A 6,202-nucleotide genomic window follows, 5' to 3' on the forward strand; every position below is an offset into this window, starting at 1 on the left:
ACCATCGGTTACGGACTGCCGGACTTCGCAGAGGAACTCAACTACGGAGTCGATCTATCAACCATCTGAGGGTGGTATCAGATTGATGGGGTGAAGGTGCCCCATCAACCATTAAATCCGTATACCCCAAATTTACTTGGTGTTTCGGGTGCAACCCCGTTGGTGCGACGATGCCCAGCGCCCGACCTGACACCGATATCTGCAACAACCTCGATTGACGCGGAAAGCCGATACAGTGCGGAATACTCTGCATTGCGCAAATCCAGCTTTTACGCAGTTGCCGCGCCACCGTCAAGCCCTTCTGCCCCCTGCCAATCCTCATTTTTTTCTGCGTCGCAACAAGTCAGCACCCTGCTCGCCGCATACTTCGCTTGAATTATCGTCCGACGAGACATGGACAAGCCAGTGCAGCGCAGCATAGACGCTGTCGCGTGAATACATCACGACTGCACGAAAAACCTTCCCAGCCTATCCCCCTGAGCGCTATTGCACTCTCATGGGACTTGATTAAGAATGTTTTGCATGGCCACCCGTAAACAGGATCACTCCGTACTCGAGGCGGAACGTACTCGCACCAGACCCCCGCCCCTCTATAAGGTGCTGCTGCTTAACGACGATTTCACCCCCATGGAATTCGTCATCGTCGTCCTGCAGAAATTTTTCAGCATGGATCGCGAACGGGCCACGCGAATCATGCTCCAAGTCCACAGAGAGGGCTCTGGAGTTTGCGGCATTTTTCCCAAGGATGTCGCTGCGACCAAGGTTGAACAGGTTGTCTCCTTTGCCCGTCAGCACCAGCATCCGCTCGCGTGTGTGATGGAGGAAAACTGAGAATGATCGCCCAGGAGCTTGAAGTCAGCCTGCACATGGCCTTTGTCGAGGCAAGGCAAAAGCGTCACGAGTTCATAACCGTCGAACACCTATTGCTCGCCTTGCTCGATAACCCCTCTGCTGCCGAGGTTTTGCGCGCATGTGCAGCCAACGTCGAGGAGTTGCGCAAGGAATTGAGCAACTTCATTGACGAGCACACGCCGCGCGTCGAGAGCGAAGAGGAGATCGATACCCAACCCACACTCGGGTTTCAGCGGGTGATTCAGCGCGCGATACTGCACGTCCAATCCTCAGGGAAGAAGGAAGTCACCGGCGCCAACGTGCTTGTCGCGATTTTCGGCGAGAAGGATTCGCACGCGGTTTACTTCCTCCAGCGTCAGAAGATCTCGCGTCTGGATGTCGTCAACTTCATCTCGCACGGAATCGCGAAGACACCACAACCGGGTGCGGCACAACCGAATCGAACGGAATCGGAGCAGGGCGACCAGGAGCAGGAAAGCGGCTCGGCAGGTGGCGCGCTCGAGAACTACACCCAGAACTTGAACCTGCAGGCTCTCGTCGGCAAGATCGACCCATTGATCGGTCGCGAAAAGGAAGTCGAGCGGGTCATCCAGACGCTTTGCCGGCGACGCAAGAACAATCCGCTATTGGTCGGTGAGGCCGGCGTTGGCAAGACTGCGATTGCCGAAGGGCTTGCAAGACGCATCGTCGAGGACCGGGTGCCCGAAGTACTCAAGGGCATGCAGGTCTTCTCTCTCGACATGGGCGCCCTGCTCGCCGGCACCAAGTACCGGGGCGATTTCGAGCAACGACTCAAGGCGGTGCTGAAGCAGCTTCTGGACAATCAGAACGCGATCCTCTTCATTGACGAGATACACACGCTCATTGGAGCGGGTGCAGCGTCCGGCGGCACACTGGATGCCTCGAACCTTCTGAAGCCTGCCCTCTCTTCAGGGCAACTCAAGTGCATCGGCGCGACCACCTACAGCGAGTTCCGTCAGATCTTCGAGAAAGATCACGCACTCTCGCGTCGCTTCCAGAAGATTGACGTTGTCGAGCCCAGCGTCGCCGAGACTATCGAGATCCTCAAGGGACTCAAGAGCCGGTTCGAAGAGCACCACAATGTGAAGTATTCGTCTGCCGCCCTCTCATCTGCCGCTGAATTGTCGGCCCGTTATATCAACGACCGTCACTTGCCGGACAAAGCAATCGACGTCATCGACGAAGCGGGCGCCGCCCAGCGCATTCTGCCCAAATCCCGTCAGCGCAAGCTGATCGGCAAAGGCGAGATCGAAGAGATCATCGCCAAGATCGCGAGAATCCCGCCACGCACGGTATCCAACGACGACAAGGCTGCGCTGAAGACCCTCGAGCGTGACCTCAAGAATGTTGTGTTCGGCCAGGACGCCGCGATCGAGGCGCTCGCAAAGGCCATCAAAATGTCACGCTCCGGCCTCGGCAGCCCCCAGAAGCCGATCGGGAACTTCCTCTTCAGCGGCCCGACTGGCGTCGGCAAGACGGAGGTCGCCCGTCAGCTCGCTTACACGCTCGGTATCGAGCTGGTGCGCTTCGACATGTCCGAGTACATGGAGCGCCATGCGGTGTCACGGCTCATCGGCGCCCCTCCAGGGTACGTCGGCTTCGACAACGGCGGCCTGCTGACCGAAGCGATCACCAAGAAGCCGCACTGTGTGCTGCTTCTGGACGAGATTGAGAAAGCGCATCCGGACATCTACAACATCCTGCTTCAGGTAATGGACCACGGCACTCTCACCGACAATAACGGCAGGCAGGCTGATTTCCGCAACGTGATCATCATCATGACCACCAATGCCGGCGCTGAAGCCATGCAGAAAACCGTTATCGGCTTCTCCGCCAAACGGGAGGCTGGTGACGAGATGGGCGAAATCAAGCGCATGTTCTCACCTGAGTTCCGTAACCGTCTCGATGCGATGGTATCGTTCAAGGCCCTCGACAACGCGATCATTCTCAAGGTCGTCGACAAATTCCTCATGCAACTCGAAGCACAGTTGCACGAGAAGAAGGTGGAGGCGCACTTCACCGATGAACTCAAGGCCTGGCTCGCATCCGAGGGTTTCGACCCGCTCATGGGTGCGCGACCGATGGCCCGCCTCATTCAGGACACCATTCGCGCAGCGCTTGCGGATGAACTCCTGTTCGGCCGTCTCGTCAATGGTGGAAAGGTAACGATCGACTTTGATGGCGAGGGCAAGGTGAAGTTGGAGTTCGACGAAGTGGAGACCTCCACCACAAGCTGAACCTGGTTTTAACCTCGTACTGAAGAAGAGCGGTGACTACCGCTCTTTTTTTTCGCGAGTCCCGCACTGCTGGGATGCATGTCTAAAGCGCGTACAAGAGGCTAGAATTCCGCATCAATACTGCGCCTGCACTCCCGCGCCGACGTGCCTTCTTCTGTAAAGACGAGGAATACGAAATGGAAATTCAAACAGCCGACCTTTGCGACGCCAACGAGGACAGGGTTCGCGTGCTCGAGCCCATGCTGGCATCCTACGGTGGATTGCATGCCTTCGGCGGGCAGATCACCACCCTGAAAGTGTTCGAGGACAACACCCTCGTCCGCTCCACCCTTGAGTCCCCCGGCAACAGCCGCGTGCTCGTCATCGACGGCGGAGGATCGATGCGCTGCGCGCTCGTCGGTGACCAGCTTGCGGTTCTCGCCGTCAACAACGGCTGGGCAGGCATTGTCGTATATGGATGCATTCGTGACTCCAAAGCCATCGCCAACATGAACGTGGGCGTGTTTGCGCTCGGCACCCACCCTCGAAAGAGCATCAAGAAAGGCGTTGGAGAGACCGAACTGACCGTCACGTTCGGTGGAGTCGATTTCCATCCAGGTCACTATCTCTACGCTGACGAGGACGGCATCATCGTCTCCGCCAGCCCGCTGTCCCTCTAAGGAAGCACTGACTCATAGCCCACCGTTCGGGCTGAGCCTATCGAAGCCCTGGATTCTCAGGAATGCCCTGCGACAAGGCTCTCCTGAGCGCAGCCGAAGTGCTCAGGGCGAACGGATTTAATCAGTGGTTCCACTACTGCTCGACACGAAACCGCGGGCTACAGCAGCGCACAGACCCTGCCCGCTTCGTTTCATGCCACGCACTGCAGTGCTCAATCCTGCCCGAAGCTGTCGGGCTTCTGCCGATGGATACGCCCAGCGTGCGGGCTATCGTCCCCTGACAGCTTATTGCACCGCACCAGAAAGGCGTTTCACAAAGCCTTCGTGCATTTCTCATCGTGATACACCGAACGCAACTCGTTGTTTCATCTATATCTATTTTTTTCTTATATCTTATATAAGACCTATTGCTGCAGAGCAGGAAGATGCCTATACTTTTAATACGGTCTTGTCCCGTTCTAGATGCGCGAACATCGACCCCGCCGGCCCTCAAACCATGGCCCGGCACTATCAGCTAACCCGTTCTAAAGAAGGAATCGTTATGACCATGACCCGCGAACAGCAAATCGCCGCCCTCGAGAAGGACTGGGCTGAGAACCCCCGCTGGAAGGGCATCAAGCGTGGCTACAGCGCGGCTGATGTTGTACGACTGCGCGGCAGCGTTCAGCCCGAGTACACCTACGCCAAGAACGGTGCCGAGAAGCTGTGGGCGCGCGTCAATGGTGGCGCTAAGAAGGGCTATGTGAATGCCTTCGGTGCGATCACCGCCGGCCAGGCCATGCAGCAGGCGAAAGCCGGCCTTGAGGCTGTCTATCTGTCGGGCTGGCAGGTCGCCGCCGACGGCAACACGTCGGAAACCATGTACCCCGACCAGTCGCTTTATGCCTACGACTCGGTCCCGACCATGGTGCGTCGTATCAACAACACCTTCAAGCGCGCCGACGAGATCCAATGGGGTCGCGGCATCAATCCGGGCGATGCGGCTTTTGTAGACTATTTCCTGCCGATCGTGGCTGACGCCGAAGCGGGTTTCGGTGGCGTCCTGAATGCCTTCGAACTCATGAAGAACATGATCACCGCTGGCGCCGCCGGAGTGCATTTCGAAGACCAGCTCGCGGCAGTGAAAAAATGCGGCCACATGGGTGGCAAGGTACTGGTTCCCACCCGCGAAGCAATCGAGAAGCTGATCGCCGCTCGCTTCGCCGCCGACACCATGGGCGTCTCCACGCTCATCCTTGCTCGTACCGACGCCGAGGCAGCCAACCTGCTGACCTCGGACTATGACGACAACGACAAGCCCTTCCTCACCGGCGAACGCACTCAGGAAGGCTTCTACCGTGTCAAGAACGGTCTCGAGCAAGCCATCAGCCGTGGCGTTGCCTACGCACCTTACGCCGATCTGGTTTGGTGCGAGACCGGTACGCCGGATCTGGGCTTCGCCCGTGAGTTCGCCCAGGCCGTGCATGCAGCATGTCCCGGCAAACTCCTGTCCTACAACTGCTCGCCGTCGTTCAACTGGAAGAAGAACCTCGACGACGCCACGATCGCCAAGTTCCAGGACGAGTTGTCTGCGATGGGATACAAGTACCAGTTCATCACGCTGGCCGGCATCCACGTCAATTGGTACAACACCTTCCAGTTCGCCCACGCTTACGCACGTGGCGAAGGCATGAAGCACTACGTCGAGATGGTGCAGGAGCCCGAATTCGCCGCACGTGACAAGGGCTACACCTTCGTGTCCCACCAGCAGGAAGTGGGCGCCGGCTACTTCGACGATGTCACCACGGTGATCCAAGGCGGCTCGTCCAGCGTGAAAGCGCTGACCGGCTCCACCGAAGAAGAGCAGTTCCACTAAGCAACTCCGGATCGCGAAACAGTCTCGCGATCCGGAGACCGCAAAAGCCACCTGCACGCAGGTGGCTTTTTTTCGTCTACATTGGACTAGGTGCTGAAGCAGAACCCACTCGCCTGCCATCACGACGTCGCTGAACGCACCCCCTCAGCGCCACGGCCGAAACCATCCCCTTCGTCGCCAGCAACGTAATCGACTGCTTCGCCCGACACGAGATACCAGCTACAGTGGTCAAATCGCCCTTCAGCCACACGGAGGCGAAACACTGAATAGCCAAGCTATCACAACGTGCTCACACGCCTGCTGACCTGTGCCCGTTTCAGTGCCGGCCCATGCTTACAGTACAAACCAGCAATCCTCGTGACCATTGCTGGAAGGTGGTGACGATCCGCCTATCGAGTCAACAACATGGAGTCCCCTGGGACTCGCGCTCAAGAGACTTGATTGTTTTCCATTGTTGTAGACGGTCTCACCCCCGGTCTTTTGGACGCGGGGGTGAGTGAGTGTGGTTAGTCTGACGATGACCTACTTTCGCACAGGCAATCTGCACTATCATCGGCGCGGTCACGTTTCACTGTCCT

The 6,202-nt window shown here is 57.8% G+C and carries 4 protein-coding genes; all 4 read left to right on the forward strand.

The window, feature by feature from the left end; genetic code table 11:
- Positions 1-522 precede the first annotated feature (522 nt).
- The 4 genes from clpS to aceA all read left to right on the forward strand — a co-directional run bounded on the left by clpS (position 523) and on the right by aceA (position 5,624).
- A complete protein-coding gene (gene clpS, locus GPA21_RS18775) occupies positions 523-831 on the forward strand; it encodes an ATP-dependent Clp protease adapter ClpS (protein ID WP_168989617.1) in 309 nt (102 codons plus the stop codon).
- A gap of 2 nt (positions 832-833) precedes the next feature.
- A complete protein-coding gene (gene clpA / locus GPA21_RS18780; protein ID WP_168989618.1) occupies positions 834-3,110 on the forward strand; it encodes an ATP-dependent Clp protease ATP-binding subunit ClpA in 2,277 nt (758 codons plus the stop codon).
- A gap of 176 nt (positions 3,111-3,286) precedes the next feature.
- Entirely contained in the window at positions 3,287-3,769 is a 483-nt protein-coding gene (gene rraA, locus GPA21_RS18785; RefSeq protein WP_168989619.1) for a ribonuclease E activity regulator RraA, read from the forward strand.
- A 541-nt stretch (positions 3,770-4,310) separates the two neighbouring features.
- Positions 4,311-5,624, forward strand: coding sequence for an isocitrate lyase (gene aceA, locus GPA21_RS18790; RefSeq protein ID WP_168989620.1), 1,314 nt, complete (start codon positions 4,311-4,313; stop codon positions 5,622-5,624).
- The last annotated feature ends 578 nt before the right edge of the window (positions 5,625-6,202 follow it).

Origin of the sequence: Azoarcus taiwanensis (genome assembly GCF_012910885.1) — a bacterium.
In the GTDB taxonomy this organism is placed as follows: Bacteria; Pseudomonadota; Gammaproteobacteria; order Burkholderiales; family Rhodocyclaceae; genus Azoarcus_F; species Azoarcus_F taiwanensis.